The sequence below is a fragment of the Pseudomonas sp. AK181 genome, from assembly GCF_051122975.1.
GTDB lineage: Bacteria > Pseudomonadota > Gammaproteobacteria > Pseudomonadales > Pseudomonadaceae > Aquipseudomonas > Aquipseudomonas lactis.
On the sequence record NZ_CP146348.1, the window covers coordinates 4,746,163 to 4,762,047 of the forward strand.

Below are 15,885 nucleotides of genomic sequence, written 5' to 3' on the forward strand. Positions count from 1 at the left end.
AAATTTTTAAAGAACGAACTAGTCAAAGACTAGAAATCAACATTCACCATCACAACGATGGAATGCTCATTTCTAAGCTTTATACAAACAGAAGCAGTAGTGGTGGAGCCAAACGGGATCGAACCGTTGACCTCCTGCGTGCAAGGCAGGCGCTCTCCCAGCTGAGCTATGGCCCCGTATTTCTACAGGCGTTTCCCACACAAAATTGGTGGGTCTGGGCAGATTCGAACTGCCGACCTCACCCTTATCAGGGGTGCGCTCTAACCAACTGAGCTACAGACCCAATTTCGGGCTGCTTCTTTTCGTCTTCTTCAATGAATCAAGCAATTCGTGTGGGAACTTATGGAGCAGCTGATGTCGTCGATTAAGGAGGTGATCCAGCCGCAGGTTCCCCTACGGCTACCTTGTTACGACTTCACCCCAGTCATGAATCACACCGTGGTAACCGTCCTCCCGAAGGTTAGACTAGCTACTTCTGGTGCAACCCACTCCCATGGTGTGACGGGCGGTGTGTACAAGGCCCGGGAACGTATTCACCGCGACATTCTGATTTGCGATTACTAGCGATTCCGACTTCACGCAGTCGAGTTGCAGACTGCGATCCGGACTACGATCGGTTTTATGGGATTAGCTCCACCTCGCGGCTTGGCAACCCTCTGTACCGACCATTGTAGCACGTGTGTAGCCCAGGCCGTAAGGGCCATGATGACTTGACGTCATCCCCACCTTCCTCCGGTTTGTCACCGGCAGTCTCCTTAGAGTGCCCACCATTACGTGCTGGTAACTAAGGACAAGGGTTGCGCTCGTTACGGGACTTAACCCAACATCTCACGACACGAGCTGACGACAGCCATGCAGCACCTGTCTCAATGTTCCCGAAGGCACCAATCTATCTCTAGAAAGTTCATTGGATGTCAAGGCCTGGTAAGGTTCTTCGCGTTGCTTCGAATTAAACCACATGCTCCACCGCTTGTGCGGGCCCCCGTCAATTCATTTGAGTTTTAACCTTGCGGCCGTACTCCCCAGGCGGTCAACTTAATGCGTTAGCTGCGCCACTAAAAGCTCAAGGCTTCCAACGGCTAGTTGACATCGTTTACGGCGTGGACTACCAGGGTATCTAATCCTGTTTGCTCCCCACGCTTTCGCACCTCAGTGTCAGTATTAGTCCAGGTGGTCGCCTTCGCCACTGGTGTTCCTTCCTATATCTACGCATTTCACCGCTACACAGGAAATTCCACCACCCTCTACCATACTCTAGTCAGTCAGTTTTGAATGCAGTTCCCAGGTTGAGCCCGGGGATTTCACATCCAACTTAACAAACCACCTACGCGCGCTTTACGCCCAGTAATTCCGATTAACGCTTGCACCCTCTGTATTACCGCGGCTGCTGGCACAGAGTTAGCCGGTGCTTATTCTGTCGGTAACGTCAAAATTGCAGAGTATTAATCTACAACCCTTCCTCCCAACTTAAAGTGCTTTACAATCCGAAGACCTTCTTCACACACGCGGCATGGCTGGATCAGGCTTTCGCCCATTGTCCAATATTCCCCACTGCTGCCTCCCGTAGGAGTCTGGACCGTGTCTCAGTTCCAGTGTGACTGATCATCCTCTCAGACCAGTTACGGATCGTCGCCTTGGTGAGCCATTACCTCACCAACTAGCTAATCCGACCTAGGCTCATCTGATAGCGCAAGGCCCGAAGGTCCCCTGCTTTCTCCCGTAGGACGTATGCGGTATTAGCGTCCGTTTCCGAACGTTATCCCCCACTACCAGGCAGATTCCTAGGCATTACTCACCCGTCCGCCGCTCTCAAGAGAAGCAAGCTTCTCTCTACCGCTCGACTTGCATGTGTTAGGCCTGCCGCCAGCGTTCAATCTGAGCCATGATCAAACTCTTCAGTTCAAACATCTTTGGGTTTTTAAGAAACCCTAAACTTGGCTCAGCAATCGTTGGTTACATCTTTGATTTCTCGCGGAGTAACTTGTGATGCTGATAATCTTGTTGACTATCAGTCTGACTCCACAAGCACCCACACGAATTGCTTGATTCAGTTGTTAAAGAGCGGTTGGTTAAGATCTTTCGTCTCAACCGAGGCGCGCATTCTACAGCAGCCTCATTTGCTGTCAAGTGGTTATTTTCAGAAGTTTTCGAAGAATTCTTCAACAACTTCAACCACTTGCGCTTGCGATCTCTCGTAAGCGGGAGGCGAATTCTACAGGGATCGCCATGGACGTCAACCCCTTATCTTAAAAAAAGCGAAACACTTACTCGCCTCTAAAAATCAGGGTGCCCCACCGCCTCTTCTATATAGAAGGAGCGCGCAACCTAGGGACGTGCATTATCCCCACCCACACAAATGCATCTGGATCTCAACCGAAAGAAGCGTGGCTGGATCCCGCACAAGCGAGGAACGAGGATGACTGTTGTTGAGACCGGCGAATACCAGGAGGGGAAAGCTTTACGGAGATGGTGTCCCAGGGCCGGTTCGAACGGCCAACCTTCCCCTTAGGAGGGTCAATTTCGACCCAACAGGCACAGCCACAAGGCCAGTATTACTGGGCCTTTTAGTCCCATTGAGTACGTGAACATCGAGCGGTATAGTGCGTTTTGCTGCCACCCTGCTGTCACGGACGAACCCTTGAAATCCAAAATCACTCAGAAGCTAATTGGCAGCCTAGCCGCCGAGGCGAAAGCATACCGTGTGCATGACACAGTGCAACCCGGCTTCTTCATTCGCGTGCTGCCCAGCGGTCACAAGTCCTACATGGTCACTTGGGGCCGAAACAAGAACGCCACCCTCGGGCGTGTCGGCGTGCTTACTCTTGACCAAGCCCGAACCGAGGCCGCCCAGTACTTAGCCGATGCGCACGCCCATGGCGAGCCCCTGGCCATCGCCCAGGGCCGCAAGGGGTCAGCCCTGCCCTCTCTGCGCGACTTCATCGACGACACCTATATGCCGTGGTTCAAGGCTCATCACAAAGGCCACGAGAAGACGCAGCACACCCTCAGTAATAACTTCGACCCAATCATGGCCCAGCGCCTGGACGCGATCACCGGACGAGACCTGGAGCAGATCCGCACAGGATGGATGCAGGCCGGCAACAAGCCCTCCACAGTCAACCGGAAAATGGGCTCTATCAGCGGAGTATTCAGCCGGGCGGTCGAGTGGGATTACATCGATGAGCACCCTATGGCCAAACTGAAACAGCTCAAAGTCGATTCAAAGGGGGTGATTCGCTACCTGGCTGCCGACGAGACCAAGCGTCTACGCGCTGCCCTGGACGCTCGACAGGATGAAATGAGGGCCGATCGCGAGAGTGCAAACGCCTGGCGGACGGATCGCCACAGAGAGCCGATGCCCAGCCTGCTGGAACTGGCCTTCACCGATCACCTGAAGCCAATGGTGTTGGTATCGTTGAATACAGGCATGAGACGCGGAGAGCTATTTGACTTGAAATGGTCAGCGGTGAGCTTCGACACCAAGACAATCACAGTCGCCGGGGCCACCACCAAGACAAGCGATACGCGCCACATCCCGATGAACAAGGAGACTATAGCTGTGCTGGAAGCCTGGAAGAAGCAGGCGAGCAAGTCGCCGTATGTCTTCCCAGGTCAGGGCGGCGGTCGCTTTGAGGACGTCAAAAGCGCCTGGCTCAAGTTGCTTGAGCGGGCACAAATCGACGGATTCCGCTGGCACGATATGCGGCACGACTTCGCGTCACGGCTGGTGATGGCTGGCGTGCCCCTGAACACGGTCAGGGACCTGCTGGGGCACGCCGATATCAAAATGACGCTTCGCTACGCGCATTTGGCACCGGGCACGAAGGCTGCAGCAGTCGAACTAATTTAGAATGGCGGCTCGAACGGAACGATAGTTCGACTATCCTTGTGCTCGTCTACGTGTTCGAGAAGATAAGTCCACCAAATACGCACGCTTGAGCGGTCAATGCGGCCAATCCCCTCTATTTCCCAAAAGGTTTCCATAACGGTTGCGTCTGTAGCCAAGAAAACTTTAGATGCCTTGATGGTTTCCCAGATTCGCTGCTCTTCGTAAGTGAGCAGCGTAGGCAGGTGATAGCACATATTGATAAATCGTTCGCTTTCATCGGTTGACCATACTTCCGTGATGGCACTGGAAAGCGACCAATTGTTTGTCTCATTTTTGTAGAAAAAAGGCGCATCCAAATCGAAGGCAATTTCCTCAATTGCCGCTTCAACAACTCCCGTAATGGACTGGCGACGAATACGCGAGATCATCTCGATCATCATCTTAACCTTCGGGTCAAGACGTAACGTCAAGGTCTCTGTCTTGCGTGCACCCTGGCTGGGCTTGTTCTTCGCCATCTCTTCCACACCTATCAATTTACGCTTAAATCGAATCCTACCTTTTGCGTCCAGCGAAGTCCATGCGTTCACAATGATCCAGTGATTGCAGTTGACGTACAGCAAATACAGCAATAGGATTTCATTGTCGCCCATCATTCTCGATGAGCGTTTGGAGATATCTATGGAACAAGCACAGCAACAAATGGCGCCACTGTCGCTGAGTGTCGAAGAATCTGCCCGAATTCTGGGCATCTCGCGGTCGGCCACCTACGAGCTAATTGCTCAAGGCGAAATTAAGACTTTCAAAATCGGCCGCCGGCGCCTGGCGCTCGCGTCCGAGCTGAAGGCTTTCATCGAACGCGCAGCGAAGGTCGGCGCACGGTGAAGTACGAAAAGAATGAGGAGTGGGGGTTGCGCAAGGTTGCGCGGGAGATTGCTAAGGCGGTGTTGGAGCACCGCCTTAGCGAAAACACACTGGGTAGCACCAACGTGAAGGGCAAACTATGACACGCCATTCTTCAACTGAGCAAGACCGCAAGATGATGGAGGCTCTGCGAAATGGGCCGGTATCGACCATCGAAGCCGCCAAGGACCTGGACATCGTCCAGCCGCCAAATACCATTCGCCGACTTAGGAAAAAGGGTCACGAAATCCGGACCTACTGGACGCACCAGTCCACTGAGCCTGGCCGCCCCCCTCACCGCGTCGCCAAGTACATCCTCATGCGCGAAGCGTCGTAATCCAGAGAAGCAGGGGTGTCCTCAGTTTTGAGGATACCTCCGCGCCTGCCTGTGAGCCGCTGAATGGCCAGAAAGACTAAATACAAGGTCGACTTCGGCGGTGGTCGAGTGCTTGCCTTGCCCTATCGACTGCTGATCAGTGACGCCTTCGACAATCTGTCGACAAAAGCCGTGACCGTGCTGATCAAGCTGGCCAGGAACTACAACGGCCGCAACAACGGCGATCTGTCGTGCACAGCCTCAATGATGGCCAAGGGGAAGCCTATGGACGCCAAGACGCTGGCGTCTGCTCTGGCCGAGCTCATGGACGCCGGTTTGATCATCCGCACCAGGGAAAACCGTAAGGGTGGCAGGGAACAGGGAATGGCCCGTTGCGCTCTGTACGCGATCACCTGGGCAGCGATAGACGACTGCCCTGGCAAGGATCTGGAAATAGGCCCAGGCCCGCCACGCTTCAAGTTCGTGTAATTCGAGTTTTTCGGTGGGAATTTTTCCGTCGAGTAGTGGGATTTTTTCCCAGTCATCGACCTGTAACTGTCCCGTTGCGTCCCGTTAGTTTTCTTGAGTGGTGGGGTACTGGGATTTTTTCCCACTACCTTTCAATAAAACCGGGGCCTCCAGCGGTGTAGCTGGAAGGAAAATATCCCACCCTTATTAAATTACCACCACCAGGGGTTAATAAGATGGGAGCACAGACGTACCAACAGGCCCGATGCACCCATGGGTATGCAGGGAAATGTAAGCGTATCGGAGGCTTTACTTTCCTTGTTATTGACTGGTTGCCTTGGACAAAGATCGGAATGTGCAGACCGTGTGCCGAGGAAGTGAGGAAGGACCTTATCTACCTCGCTGAGAAGGCGCCCACCGCCAACAAATGAAAAAGGGCACCACCCTGTGACGGGGTAGTGCCCTCGATACCGCGAAAGTTTCGTTGTTTCAGGCTTGGTCCAAAGGAATGGGCCTGTAGTGCTGATCGCCGCCCAGGTCGCCCGAGCCGAACAGGGCCTGATTGACGGCCTTCCGGCTCCCCAGCATCTGGTCGTGTTCATCATGCGTGCCGATGCCCGCCGCTACCCACTCCGGCAGCTCCTTGCGGCGTCGCATCTCGCTCAAGTGCGTCCACCACCGAGTAGCGTGTGTGCGCTCGACAGAAATCGCCCGGGCCGCCACTTCGTTCGCATCATCCATCTCGTTTTCCATGCACCCGCACCACTGATAAATTTTCGTGGACCAGTCATTCGACTCGAGGGTGCCGAGTTGCGCGAAAGCGTTGCCGGTACTGTCTTCGGGGAAGTGCTGGAGCATCAGCGTGAAGATCGCGTGCATGTTGTCGAGCGCTGCCTGCGCTTCGTACAGGTCACTAATGGCGGTCTCGGCGATTGCCTTGTAGGAGCGGCTCATTGATCACCCCCGGCGCCCAGTGCAGCACACCCGACCAGCGCGGCGGCGATTTGCTCGCGGTTGCAGTCGGCGGTATTGGCTCCGTCAGCGGCTAGGTTCCACGCAACGTCTACCAGGTTGCGGACGTGTTGACTGGTGCCCTTGTCTGCCAGAGCGGCATAGAGAACCGCCTCAACCTTGCGCAGGGCGATCTGGGCGCTTTCGAGATCCTCAAGCGCATCATGGGCGACTTCTTGGATGGTGCGGGCCTGGGCGCTCATACGATACCCCCTAAGCAGATCCCACGCGAAGGGGCGGCGCCTGGCAGAACCTTGAAGCTGATGTCGCCCAGGATCTTCAAAGGGGCCAGCTCGGTGAGCTTGATGTTGGCCGGCAGCGCCATGGTGGCGATGATCTGGCCGCGCGCATCCAGAATTTGGATGGTATTCTGTTTGAATTGCATGACGATTACCTTTGAAGTTGCGTCGTGTGATAGCCAGGCCGCTGTTGACGCAGCGGCTTGGCACCTCTTTAAGATGGCCCAAATCTGGACCATCGACCTGGTTGGCGGAATAAATCGCCGGTTATACCTCTATCCGTATAAACCTGCAGCCCAACTCTTTCTCAATCACGGCCTGCCTGATGGCGTCTTGCTCCGTTCTGTAACGATGATCGGGACCATCTATCTCGTAGGCCACCAGATTCGCCTCGTCATAACCATCGATGCGGTAGCGCCCGACACGGAACTGGCGGGTGATGGTCACTCCAAGTAGCTGCTCTATCGTGGTCAGCGCAACACTCTCTTGGAGAGTTAGGGGTATGCGAGCCAGTCCCCCATACCGGTCCATAAGAAGTTGCGCGGCCTGATCGTCTAGAAGCTTTTCAAACTGAGGCCTATTCCTCGCATCGACGTATGTCCGCGTCTCATGCTTGAAGTCGCGAACGGTTTTCTCAAGTTTGCGGATGTCGGCCAGTACGTTTTTGTGTGACTTGCCGAAGCTCTCAGCGATCTGGCGTGACGTAATCATCAATCTTTCCTTTTCTCCTTGACTTCAAGCCCGGCCAGTACAAGCGCCCGTAGTGCTGCAGTCCTGTTTACCTCAACTCCGGTCTCCATCTGGATGCGTGCCGCGTAGGCATCGACGCGGGCAAGTACATCCTCAGAAAGCCTAAGCGTGGTGATCGGTGTTTTTGCCATCGGTGCCTTCCCCTCTGTGTGTGATGCTAGTGTATGCTCACAGCATACACACAGCAAGAGGAGGGATGCAAAATAATTGCAGCCCCCAAATCTGGGGTGAGTGCACGGCCGAGATAACACGGGTTTGCGTGGCCTCTACTGAAATCCCGGTAGTTTTGCGAGGGCGTCGTAAAAGGGTTCCGTTCCCACAATCAACACCAGCTAGGAAATTCAGTGCTATTGCTAATACACAGGAAGGCAAGCGAGTATCGATGCAGAAAAATCGCCAAAACGGAAAGGGAATTGAACATGACGAGGCTTTTGGAAAAACGGTTCGGCGAACTTGAGGTGCAACTCGAAGCTATCGAGGCAACCAAGCGGATGGAGCAAGGCGCTCTGAGCGGATCCCCATACCCGCACATTAACGCCGACCTAATTCTCAACTGGACTGTCAAAGCGAAGTCGCTTTTATCAAATGCGTGTGGCGAAAAATCGTATCATTTGTCCGCTTTCGTCGAAGCAGAGAAGCCGCGCCCCTACTCAAACAATTTCGAAACGCTTCAGCGCGTTAAGGCCGTCTTTCTGGCAGCCAAAGAAGATTATGAAGGTGGCTACCTCAACAGCGTTCGTAACCTGGTGCAGGCAGAAGTGTTCACCAGCGAACTGGAGCAAGCCGAAGAGCTGCTCAAATCTGGGTATGCAACAGCTGCAGCGGTCATTGCAGGAGTTGTGCTTGAGACGACCCTGCGCGATCTGTGTTCAGCCCATGATCTAGAGCAGGCCAGCCTCAATAAAATGAACGATGACCTGGCTAAGGCCGGCGCATACAATGCCAGTCAGAAAAAGCGAATCACCGCATTGGCTGCCATCCGCAACAGTGCCGCCCATGGTAAGCCAGAGGAGTTCACGGCCGCGGATGTGAGGGGCATGATTGATGACGTGGAGCGCTTTCTCACTACAACGCTTCAGTGATCAATACTCCCCCAACACCTACTCCTGAAGGAACAGAGACTAAATGAAATTAATATTTCCAGAAAGCTTTGATGACCTTAAAGCCAAATTGACAAATGTGGGTGGTGAATGGGACGAAACACAACCAGGAAAAAAGGTGCTTCGTTTGGATGGCGGAGTGATGAACTGGTTTGAAAGCACTGGCACTGTTCAGTTCCAAGGAAAGCTAGACAAGAAGGAAATTCTAGAGCGCCTTGTTACTGGCGCGTTAGCTCCAGAAAAAGATCTTCCTCCAGCCATTGAATCTCCTCCAGCAGCCATCATTGAACCTAAACCTGACCCTTCGGATGACGTAGCATCTCAGCATCTAAAAGGAGTGTTCACGGAGTCCGAAATAATAATAGGTATTGTTAGTGCAGTGGGCACAGAATCAAGCCGTGTAATAAGCCCCCTAAAGGATAGAATTTCGCAATTTGGTTATCATGTTGAAGAGATAAAGATCTCATCTTTACTCACACCTCCCAGCACAAACACGTCAGGAACATCTGAATACTCCCGTATAAAAGGTTTAATGGGTGTTGGCGACAAGCTTAGGGAAACCACAAAAAACAATGCAATTCTGTCATACGGGGCAGCCAAGAGCATAAGAGAGAAACGAGACCCGCGAAACACCAAAAGAGCTTACATTATAAACTCCTTGAAACACCCAGAAGAAGTTGACTTACTACGAAAAGTCTACGGCCAAGGATTCTACCTATTCGGCATTCACTCTGACCCCAAAAGGCGGCTTCATTACCTCATCAACGACAAAGGCTTGACTCAATCAGAAGCGGTTGAACTCACAAAAATTGACGAAGATGAAAACATCACTCATGGGCAAAGAACAAGAGACACTTACCATCTAGCTGATTTTTTTATAAACCTAGGAAAAAATGATGACCAGGTTAAGAATACACTCCAACGCTTCCTAGAGTTGATACTTTCACACCCCTATAAAAATCCGACATTTGATGAGTTCGCTATGTTTATGGCGTTCTCTAGCTCGGTTCGTTCGGGCGATCTATCCCGACAGGTGGGAGCGGTCATAACCAAGGATCGCCAGATAATTGCAACAGGCGCCAATGACTCTCCTAAGTTTGGTGGAGGACTTTATTGGGCTGAGACCGATGAAAATAGCGGTACCGTATCCGATACACCTCAAGGCAAAGATTACACCCGAGGGGAAGATTCCAACAAATCGGAACAGACAGAAATAATAAATGAGATCCTGTCTGAAATAGGCCACCTTAAAAACGACCAAGAAGTATCAGATAACTCTTACAAAGAAATACAATTTATTCTTGAGAAGAGCCGAATCAGAGACCTTACCGAGTTCGGCAGGGTGGTTCACGCGGAAATGGAGGCACTTCTTTCTTGCAGTAGATCTGACATAAGCAGCGCCGCGTCCGATTTATATTGCACAACATTCCCTTGCCACAATTGCGCCAAGCACATTATCGCAGCTGGGGTAAAACGCGTCATATATGTAGAGCCATACCCGAAAAGCAAAGCACTCGAGTTTCATTCAGATTCAGTGGAATTGAATACAACACTTGAGGCATCTAAGACTTCACTCAATGTTATATTCGAGCCATTTACGGGCGTGGGCGCAAGAAGATTCCTTGATTTCTTCTCTATGAATCTTGGCTCTGGAAGCAAACTAAAAAGAAAAAACAAGGATGGAACAGTTATCGACTGGGACAAAAGCAAAGCAAAAACCCGAGTTCCATTACTCCCAATATCATATTTAGATGTCGAAGCCAAAGCTGCTGTTTTTTTTAAATCAGAGACAAGCTCTTAGAAATGCATCCACTCCGCTTTGGAGAGGCCTCTCTCCAAAGCGAAACCCTCTTGCAAATGACTTAAAACACCTAAAAATTTCGTCAACCAAAATCATCTCACCGTCCCATTTACTACGGAAAGATCCTCACCAGTCACAATGCAGGGAGCTCCGATAACTCAATCCGGATGACCAGACTAATTTGCAACTCTGCGGTGAAGGACTTTTACCTGAAGCTTCCAAACGGCTTCTGTCGAGACAAGGGCATCACCAACGATTCTGAAGGCCGTATTGTGATGTTCTTCGGGACAATCACCAGGAGCGGCATTGGCTTAGCAGCGACAAACCTTGCCTGGGGCGAAATTGCGTTGGTGCCCAAGAAGTACAACGAACTACTCATGCCTGAGTAAACCCCGTTAGCGCAGCCTGACAGCAGGCCGGAACAGGCACGCGACACGGTGATCCACCAATGGTGGAAGATGCGTCCAAAGCTGGACGCATCAAATCCGCGCCACGTTTTCACATCTCGCAAAACGTGGCGCGGAACCTGGCATACCAAAATGGGAGGCCAGGTTGTTGTCCGGAAATCGGACTTCAAAGCAGCCACTTCCCCGCTACTCACTCCCACCTTTTACGACCTCCTCGTAAAACCCACCCTCCTCCGACGCGCTCCAGTAATTACGCGATGCCAGGCTGAGGGTTATCAACTGAGCTGAAAACTCAGCCCTGTATCACTTAGCCTACCTCCGACTTACTGCAACGAAAATCCCCTTCTCGATTCGCTGCAAACCAACTATTTCAGTCCCATTTAATCCGGTTGCGTGTATCACCTAGAGTGCACCTAAAAAGCACTGGATAAATGATCAGATCATGCCTAATGTGAGTTTTTGAGCCACTCAAAACCCATTCGAGGCAGCACCTATGAACACAGCTAAGCCCGCCCGAGGACGCCAGCACAAACCTACTCGCTCCGAAGTTGCTGCCGCCTGGGGCCGCCTTCGCGAAGCCGCAGCAGACGGAAGCGTTCAAGCATCCGCCCTGCTGATAGCGCTCGCTGAAAACAAACCGGTCATCGCTATGGAATCGCCCACCGCATGACTGATCGCGATAAAGCCGGCAAATGGAAGCCGGGGCAGTCAGGTAATCCCGGTGGTCGCTCTGGCCAAACGCAGGAGCTGCGCGCCCGGCTCGCAGAAGGTGCGGACGCCGTGACAAAAAAGGTTCTGACAGCAGCCAAGAAGGGCGATATGCAGGCTTGCCGACTGATCCTTGAACGCCTGGTGCCGCCAATCAAGCCAACTGCCGAGACAGTGTGCTTCGAGCTCGACGATACCGACCTACCCAGCGCAGCCAAATCAATCCTCCGCGCAGTTGCCGCCGGCGAGCTACCGCCCGACCAGGGCAAAGCATTAATCGAAGGGCTGGGCGCTGTTGCCCGGGTTATCGAAGTTGCAGAGCTACAGAAGGCCGTCGAAGAACTCCGCGAACAGATGGAGGGAATGCGGCAATGAGCATTAAGTGGATGCGGGCCGAGCTCAAGCGAATTGCAGAGAAGATCGGCACCGAAGACGAAGAGACAGTGCTCGTTATGTTGACGGTGGTGGACTGCAGGGTTGACGCGGTTGAGGAGGAGATGGACTACCCCAAGACAGTGGGCCATTCGTTCAACTATCCCGTCTTGGGCGTACAGACGGTGATGCACTTCCCACTGTGCACCATTAACAGCAATGACGCGGCCAATCTGGCAGAGGCGTTCATTCTCCACGTCCGCGCAATTGAAAGCCTCCGCCGTCCCGCTCCGGTAGGTGTGATGGATATGCGGCCATTCCCAAGTCCTGGTGCCTGGATCTTCCCGCCACTGGCTGCTGGGCAAGACATCAAAGATCACGTCGCAAAACAGTATCAACTGATCATCGAGGCCCGCCATGAACATACGTAGCCAGGTGGCCAAGTTGCGCCAGCAATCCGGTCTCACCCAGTTCAATCGCGACGTGCGAGAGATCAGCGCCCTTATGGACGAGTTGCACGTCGCAGCAACCGGCGGCGGCCCCCAAGAGAGCGTGTCCCTATTCGAGATCCTGAGCGAAGCCTCAGACCAACAAACGGCCGAACCAAGGCCAGACAATCAAAAGGTAACCCAATGAAAATCGGCAAACGATCCGTCCTCAAAGTTGGCTTGGCCAACCTCCACTACTCCGAATACGAGCACTCCCAGGTAGAGGCAAGAACCTTCAATATTCAGCGCCCCGATGGCACCAAAGGAACCTGGCAGGCCGGTGGCTTGCTGAAGTCCGTTCGCCATTTGCAGGGATTGTCGCTGGAGGCGTTCAAGGACCTCGGAGAAGAAATTCTCTCGATTCGCGAGAACAAGGACCTCAACGCCGCTGCCATTGAGCGCAAGGGCAAAGAGCAGATTGATGGAATCATCCCCGCTCTGATGCCGGCGATGGAGAAGGCGGCAAAAGATATGCTCACGCTGGCCCAAACAGTGGCCAGCGGGTTTGCAGCGGTCACGCCTCGCGCTAGCTCGGACGTTGTTGGTTTCCTGGCTGATCAGGAGCTGCGAGCCATCGTGCGAGGCCTCAAACCGGAGGAGCGTCAGCGGCTAGTAGCTGAAGCGCGCGCTGGTAGTCACCCCGACGTTGTAGAGGCCGTGCTCAGGGCAAACCCAATGCTCTCCGGGCTATCGCCAGAGGCGGCTGACAGCCTTTCGCGCGCAGGCATTGCCGCGTCGCGCGCCGAAGACATTGAAGGGCTCAAGCAGATGCTAGCAATCTACGATGACGTGCTGGCCACGGCCTCCAATGCCGGTGTCGCACTGAGTGGCATGGTTGCCAATTCGAATGGGTACACCGGCCGGTTTGAGAAGTGGAGATCGGGCTGCGAAGGCTCCGAAGCGCTTCGCGAATGGCTGGCGAAAATGCCCACTCGCACCACCGCAAAAGCGTCTCCTGATCAATCCGAAGCGGCCTAACTGCCCCTCCGTGCGCTACGCAAGTATTGGTAGCGCCGATCAACGGCAGACTCTGTGAGTGTGAAGACATGACCTTTCAAGAGCGTTTTACCGAAGCGTGCAAAACGCAGAAATTCAAACCCTACGAACTGATCCAGGGGCCGGACGCCGGCTACACGGTGTGGGAGGTCCAGCACGTCAGTGGTGGCCAACAAGTGACAGTCGACGGCCCCTTCTTCACTGAGGAAGAGGCCAGGGTTTCCGCCGACCTGCTGAGGGGGACATTCCGAGGCGCCCGGGCCAGCGATGCGATCTACAACCGGGTGTGGAACTACGATCCGCGCCAGGAGCAATTGACCATCGATCAGGCGCATATGTCGCGCGCTGTGCTCGCCATTCGCCTTGGGCTTCCAGCCCCGTCCACCAAACCATAGGAGGCCCCATGGCCGCTACAGCAATTGAATACGCCCCACTCACCACCATCAAGCTGTGCGGGCAGCTACGGCAGTTCGGTAAGTCCTACCAGTTCTCCGTCCGCACGCCGGCCGAGGCCATCAAAGCACTGTCAGTGCAGATCCCAGGGTTTGAACGGTTTCTGTCTAACGCAAAGTCTCGCGGGCTTGTGTTCGCGGTCTTTCGAGGCAAGAAAAATATCGGTGAGGGTGAGCTTGGATTTCAAGGCAAAGGCGACATCATCATTGCCCCTGTGATCGTAGGCAGCAAACGCTCTGGAGTTCTGCAAACCGTCATCGGCGCAGTGCTGATCGCAGCCTCATTCTTCACGTTCTGGGCGCCTCCAGTATCAGCCGGTCTATTTGCGTCTGGCGTGGGTATGGTCGCCGGCGGCGTAATCCAAATGCTCAGTCCCCAGGCCGGCGGCCTCAAGACCAGCGCGGCACCTGAGAACACCCCGGGGTATGCCTTCGGCAGCGCCAAGAACACCACGGCTTCCGGCAACCCGGTGCCGCTCTGCTACGGCAAGCGGCGGGTAGGCGGGGCAATCATCAGCGCCGCGATTTATGCAGAAGACAAAACGTAAACTTGATATACCAACCCATAGCGACTGAGCGCTTACTTCTCACGTTTCCTTAAAGCGCGCAAGAAGTCGCTTAGAGTATTCTACATCTAAACCAGCGGTCTCAGCTTTTAGCTTCCTAACCAGTTCATTAACTTGATCTTCGTCACAAGCCTCCATATTTTTGTATAACTCAATTGTTCGGAGAACGGCATCCTCAGTTCTGCGCTCTTCCTCTTGACGAAACTCCTCAAGAATTAGAGCGCTTCGTTGATGGCCCGCTCTACGAGAAGCGGCCGAAATCTGTTTTGAGAGCAGTTCAACCTCCGTTCTTTCAATCCCTGCCACACAGTCAAAATATTCCGTAGCACCGAAATTAACAATCCTCACTTGAGGCGCAAGATGAAGTAAAAAAGACGGAATATCTCTTAGGCTAGGATTTACAATCTCTACAGACCGATCCGACGAAAACTCCAACCACTCCTTCAGCACCTCATTAACGTGATGATCGCCGAATCCGTATCCTATGCACACTAACTTACTAATAAAATTTATGTTTGCTTTGAAATGTTTGAGCATTGACTTAGGTAAAACTTGTGTAGCGTGCTCATGAAACTTACGAGCGCCGGAAAGTAAGCTTCGACGTAGGAACTGCATTTCCCCATCCGAATCAGCATAAGCGATTTCATTCAAAGCCTTTACTTTCCCACCAGGCATTCCGGGCGCCAGGTACACAAGCTCTTCATTCGCAGCCCTTAAAACTGACACTACGGCCTCCGGTGTTTCTCCATCAGGCAACAGCTTCATTAAATCATGGCCTTCATTAAACGTGAAGACGTCAAGAGCCCCATGAAGCTTCAGTAAATATATTCCTTTTTTTGCAGGGTTTGGAAAGTTCATCGCACCATGATCGAGTGTCTTTTGATCAATGGTTTCTACAGCTATATGACCAACAACATTCCCCGCCATATCTCTACGAGGCAGCTTAATATCGCTGGCAAAAAGACCAGAAAACAATGGAATGGAAAATTTTTGTGCGACCATTTCAATGATAGAATCGTGATTTAGAGAAAAAACCCACAGAGGTTCGTTTTCTTCATACAGGCGGACAATACCTTTGTACCACTCCAAGTGCCTTACAATAAATTCAGCACCATGTATGTGCCTAAAGTAAAGTTTGTAATAAATGATCTCGACAAGCCAAGTATATAGCCTGTGATACTCTGAAGCTTTAGATGACAGTCTTCTGGCTTGCACATCCAAATAACCTAGCACGCTTTCGTAGTGCAGATCTTCCCTTGCCAATACAGATAGAAAATCCTCTATGACCTCATCCGAGTGTCCCTCACCCTGCTGCCTCCAACCGACATTGAAAAGCTTCAACTTTTCAGCGGTTAACCAATTCTTTAGTTCAGATGTGAGCTCCCAAACGAGAGGCATACTGACGTCATAGGAAGCACCGGCCCCAAGAAACAATCCTGTTAAGCTGCGATCCATAACTCCTCCCTTGGTACCCCTGGTCAT

19 protein-coding genes, 2 tRNA genes and 1 rRNA gene are annotated in these 15,885 nt (G+C 52.8%); 12 read left to right on the forward strand and 10 right to left on the reverse strand.

Annotation, left to right across the window (positions count from 1 at the left end; genetic code table 11):
* Positions 1–100: 100 nt before the first annotated feature.
* The 3 genes from V8689_RS21655 to V8689_RS21665 form a co-directional block, all read right to left on the reverse strand.
* A tRNA-Ala gene (locus tag V8689_RS21655) sits at positions 101–176 on the reverse strand.
* Between the two features lie 30 nt (positions 177–206).
* Positions 207–283: transfer RNA gene (locus V8689_RS21660), tRNA-Ile, on the reverse strand.
* 82 nt (positions 284–365) lie between these two features.
* Positions 366–1,902: ribosomal RNA gene (locus tag V8689_RS21665) — 16S ribosomal RNA — on the reverse strand.
* Between the two features lie 736 nt (positions 1,903–2,638).
* On the opposite strand from V8689_RS21665, the gene V8689_RS21670 reads away from it, so the two are divergent.
* Positions 2,639–3,850 (forward strand): phage integrase, encoded by a 1,212-nt coding sequence (locus V8689_RS21670; RefSeq protein WP_434520617.1) that lies wholly within the window; start codon positions 2,639–2,641, stop codon positions 3,848–3,850.
* Here V8689_RS21670 and V8689_RS21675 read toward each other — a convergent pair.
* Positions 3,847–4,479: a hypothetical protein gene (locus tag V8689_RS21675; RefSeq protein WP_434520618.1), complete on the reverse strand. Its 633-nt coding sequence runs from the start codon at positions 4,477–4,479 to the stop codon at positions 3,847–3,849. The two genes, V8689_RS21670 and V8689_RS21675, sit on opposite strands and share 4 nt — an antisense overlap.
* A gap of 28 nt (positions 4,480–4,507) precedes the next feature.
* Here V8689_RS21675 and V8689_RS21680 point away from each other — a divergent pair, with 28 nt between their 5' ends.
* The 3 genes from V8689_RS21680 to V8689_RS21690 all read left to right on the forward strand — a co-directional run bounded on the left by V8689_RS21680 (position 4,508) and on the right by V8689_RS21690 (position 5,534).
* Positions 4,508–4,711 (forward strand): helix-turn-helix domain-containing protein, encoded by a 204-nt coding sequence (locus V8689_RS21680; RefSeq protein ID WP_043050372.1) that lies wholly within the window; start codon positions 4,508–4,510, stop codon positions 4,709–4,711.
* Between the two features lie 157 nt (positions 4,712–4,868).
* On the forward strand, positions 4,869–5,066 hold the full coding sequence (locus V8689_RS21685) for a helix-turn-helix domain-containing protein (RefSeq protein ID WP_231501131.1): 198 nt from the start codon (positions 4,869–4,871) through the stop codon (positions 5,064–5,066).
* A 63-nt stretch (positions 5,067–5,129) separates the two neighbouring features.
* A complete protein-coding gene (locus V8689_RS21690; protein ID WP_248092430.1) occupies positions 5,130–5,534 on the forward strand; it encodes a hypothetical protein in 405 nt (134 codons plus the stop codon).
* 468 nt (positions 5,535–6,002) lie between these two features.
* Here the strand turns inward: V8689_RS21690 and V8689_RS21695 are convergent, their stop codons facing one another.
* From V8689_RS21695 to V8689_RS21715, 5 genes are all read right to left on the reverse strand, one after another.
* Entirely contained in the window at positions 6,003–6,467 is a 465-nt protein-coding gene (locus V8689_RS21695) for a hypothetical protein (protein ID WP_434520619.1), read from the reverse strand.
* A complete protein-coding gene (locus V8689_RS21700) occupies positions 6,464–6,727 on the reverse strand; it encodes a hypothetical protein (protein WP_416362756.1) in 264 nt (87 codons plus the stop codon). Before V8689_RS21700 ends, V8689_RS21695 begins: the two co-directional genes overlap by 4 nt.
* Entirely contained in the window at positions 6,724–6,909 is a 186-nt protein-coding gene (locus V8689_RS21705; protein ID WP_434520620.1) for a hypothetical protein, read from the reverse strand. Before V8689_RS21705 ends, V8689_RS21700 begins: the two co-directional genes overlap by 4 nt.
* A 121-nt stretch (positions 6,910–7,030) precedes the next feature.
* Positions 7,031–7,474: a Rha family transcriptional regulator gene (locus tag V8689_RS21710; protein WP_434520621.1), complete on the reverse strand. Its 444-nt coding sequence runs from the start codon at positions 7,472–7,474 to the stop codon at positions 7,031–7,033.
* On the reverse strand, positions 7,474–7,644 hold the full coding sequence (locus tag V8689_RS21715) for a hypothetical protein (protein WP_434520622.1): 171 nt from the start codon (positions 7,642–7,644) through the stop codon (positions 7,474–7,476). The genes V8689_RS21710 and V8689_RS21715 overlap by 1 nt, the downstream gene beginning before the upstream one ends.
* A gap of 288 nt (positions 7,645–7,932) precedes the next feature.
* Here V8689_RS21715 and V8689_RS21720 point away from each other — a divergent pair, with 288 nt between their 5' ends.
* The 8 genes from V8689_RS21720 (at position 7,933) to V8689_RS21755 (ending at position 14,385) form a co-directional block, all read left to right on the forward strand.
* On the forward strand, positions 7,933–8,595 hold the full coding sequence (locus V8689_RS21720) for a DUF4145 domain-containing protein (RefSeq protein WP_434520623.1): 663 nt from the start codon (positions 7,933–7,935) through the stop codon (positions 8,593–8,595).
* 43 nt (positions 8,596–8,638) lie between these two features.
* A complete protein-coding gene (locus V8689_RS21725; protein WP_434520624.1) occupies positions 8,639–10,414 on the forward strand; it encodes an anti-phage dCTP deaminase in 1,776 nt (591 codons plus the stop codon).
* A 1,073-nt stretch (positions 10,415–11,487) separates the two neighbouring features.
* Positions 11,488–11,904 (forward strand): DUF5681 domain-containing protein, encoded by a 417-nt coding sequence (locus V8689_RS21730; RefSeq protein WP_017138405.1) that lies wholly within the window; start codon positions 11,488–11,490, stop codon positions 11,902–11,904.
* Entirely contained in the window at positions 11,901–12,332 is a 432-nt protein-coding gene (locus V8689_RS21735) for a hypothetical protein (protein ID WP_434520625.1), read from the forward strand. The genes V8689_RS21730 and V8689_RS21735 overlap by 4 nt, the downstream gene beginning before the upstream one ends.
* The gene (locus V8689_RS21740) at positions 12,319–12,537 is read left to right on the forward strand and encodes a hypothetical protein (protein ID WP_322214304.1); all 219 of its coding nucleotides are present in this window, start codon (positions 12,319–12,321) and stop codon (positions 12,535–12,537) included. Before V8689_RS21735 ends, V8689_RS21740 begins: the two co-directional genes overlap by 14 nt.
* Positions 12,534–13,367 carry a hypothetical protein gene (locus V8689_RS21745; RefSeq protein WP_084379470.1) on the forward strand — a complete coding sequence of 278 codons (834 nt, stop codon included), beginning with the start codon at positions 12,534–12,536 and terminating at the stop codon, positions 13,365–13,367. Before V8689_RS21740 ends, V8689_RS21745 begins: the two co-directional genes overlap by 4 nt.
* 68 nt (positions 13,368–13,435) lie before the next feature.
* Entirely contained in the window at positions 13,436–13,780 is a 345-nt protein-coding gene (locus V8689_RS21750; protein ID WP_084379471.1) for a hypothetical protein, read from the forward strand.
* 8 nt (positions 13,781–13,788) lie between these two features.
* On the forward strand, positions 13,789–14,385 hold the full coding sequence (locus tag V8689_RS21755; protein ID WP_434520626.1) for a tail assembly protein: 597 nt from the start codon (positions 13,789–13,791) through the stop codon (positions 14,383–14,385).
* Positions 14,386–14,424: 39 nt separating this feature from the next.
* Here the strand turns inward: V8689_RS21755 and V8689_RS21760 are convergent, their stop codons facing one another.
* Entirely contained in the window at positions 14,425–15,858 is a 1,434-nt protein-coding gene (locus tag V8689_RS21760; protein WP_434520627.1) for a hypothetical protein, read from the reverse strand.
* Positions 15,859–15,885: the final 27 nt, after the last annotated feature.